This is a genomic window from Myxococcus sp. AB056, from assembly GCF_006547365.1.
In the GTDB taxonomy this organism is placed as follows: Bacteria; Myxococcota; Myxococcia; order Myxococcales; family Myxococcaceae; genus Myxococcus; species Myxococcus virescens.
On sequence record NZ_VHLB01000193.1, the window covers coordinates 1 to 2,237 of the forward strand.

The window sequence follows — 2,237 nt, forward strand, 5'->3', positions numbered from 1 at the left end:
CGGTTGCGGGGCGGGCAGCTCTTCGGCGGGGGGCGGTCCGACGGGCAGCGGCTCGTCGTGGACAGGGCGCGTCAGCCAGTAGGAGAGGGCGGCGCTCAGGATGAGCACGCCCAGGCTCACGCCGGGAATGACGAGCCAACGGATGAGGGACGACCGGTCGGACATGGACGCCTGGAGGATATGCCTCCAGGGCTCACTTGCACGAGCGCTGCTCGGGCTTGCCCTTCATGCACTGGGCCAGTGGAGCGAACCGCGCCTCGGCTTCCGACACCGCATCGTCCACCGGCTTGTCGCACTCCGAGGCGGCCAGCGTGCCCTGAATCTCGAAGAGGCGCAGCACTTCATGGCAACGCTGCTGGAAGTGCTTCACGCCTTCCTTGAACAGCGGCCGCATGACCTCCGGCGAGAAGCCGTAGCCGCTGGCCGTCTGGAGCTGCGAGTCCGGACGGAACATCCACGACGAACGCCAACTGGAGGCCACCTGGTCGAAGCGGGCGGAGCCCAGCCACATGCTGGTGGCCGCCTTGAGGGCCCCGGGCTCGCGCGGGACGAAGCCCGTGCCCGTGCGGCGGCAGAAGGCGTTGACGCTGGCGGCGTCGGCCACGTTCGCCAGGCGCTCCACGCAGACGTTGTACTCCGCGAAGCGCCGGCCCACGGCGGCCATCTCTCCCTGCTGCACCTCACCCACGCGCGGCTGGGCGACGAACAGGTCGATGGTGCGCATCAGCACGCTGACGGCGTTGTCCGGCGGGTTCTCCGGTGACGGCTCCGCGCCGCCGGTGGAGATGACCAGCACGCGCTCGGCACCGCGCTGAACGGCTTGGAGCAGCGGCAGTCCGGAGCGCACGCCGCCGTCGAAGAAGGAGCCCTTCATCCGCCCGGTGTGTGATGGCAGCCACGGCACCGGGTCGGCGAGCACGGGCTCCACGATGGAGGCGACGACGCCGTTGATGATGCCCTCCACGCGCTGCTGCTCGGTGGCGTTCGGGTCGATGTTCGCCGGGTCCTGGTCGCTGATGCCGAAGACGTCACCGGTGTCGAAGTCCACGGAGACGGCCACCAGCTCCGTGCCGTTGGTGAGCTGCTCGGGGACCACCGCTGCGCGGAGCTTGCCGTAGATGCCGTCGAACTGGACCAGGCCACGCAGGTTGGAGGCAATCTTCCAAATCCAGGTGTTGTTGACGCAGTACAGGTCCGACTCCACCGAGCAGGTGTAGTTGCTGACGAGCAGCTGGCGCGCGGCCTCTTCGTGGCCCGGCGTGTGGAACAGGTCCACCAGCGTGCTGATGAGCGCGCCGGTGCTGCTGCCCGCCGCCAGGTCGATGCGCGCGTCTCCACACCCCTCCGGCGCGGGCTTGCCACGGCACTGCTCCAGCACGCCGAGCAGCCGCCAGATGGCCCCCGCGCTGAACGCGCCATTGGCGCCGCCGCCGCTCAGGACAATGGCGTTGGATGGGCGTCCCAGCGTGCGGTTCCACTTGCGGACGCTGACGTACTGCGCGGCGGACTCGGCGCCTTCGCGGATGCCGCGGCTGAGCACCTGGAGGGGCACGCGGTCCCCTTGGGCATCATGCAGGGCCACCAGCGACGCGGCGATGCCCAGCGTGTTGGCCAGGAAGCGCGCGGCGTCCACTTCGCGCGGTGAGGGCGCGGCGGGGTCCACCGTGGTGGGCAGCGACGGCAGGCCCCACTGCGGCGACTCCATGGCGCTCTTGAGGAAGCGCTCGTAGCACGCGCTGTTGCTGCCGCCCGCGCTCTGCTTCAGGCAGTCCAGTTGCTCGAGGATGGGCTGGGGCGCGTTGCCCATCGCGGACATCCAGCGCGCGGCTTCGGCGGGGTCGGCGTAGGCGTCCACCAGGTGCGTGCGGGTGAGGCGCGCCGCGCGCTCCTGGATGGGCACGGGCAGCGGCGCCGCCTGCGGGTCCCCGGGGGTGTTCAGCGCGTCGAGGATGTAGCCCGTGCGCAGGAAGCAGCCACTGGAGACGGTGGCCAGCGCGGTGAGACACAGCAGGTACGTGGTGCTCCGGTTCATGGGCGTCCCCCCGAAAGGCGCGCGACGCCGCCGCGTGCCGTGCCTGGGCCCGCCGCCTCGTCGGGGAGGATGTTAGCGCATGCGCACGTGCGGGCGCGGCGCGGAGTGTGTGGAAGGCGACGGCCGTGAGCTGCTCAGGGACGGCGCTCACGGCCGCGCCAGCCTTCCCCTACGGATACACCTCGCGGCGGGGCAGGGGGGGCTC

General features: G+C 71.0%; 1 protein-coding gene. It reads right to left on the reverse strand.

The genetic code is table 11. The features are described 5' to 3' along the window. Positions 1-193 precede the first annotated feature (193 nt). Positions 194-2,032, reverse strand: coding sequence for a patatin-like phospholipase family protein (locus FMP39_RS37060; RefSeq protein ID WP_141594679.1), 1,839 nt, complete (start codon positions 2,030-2,032; stop codon positions 194-196). Positions 2,033-2,237: the final 205 nt, after the last annotated feature.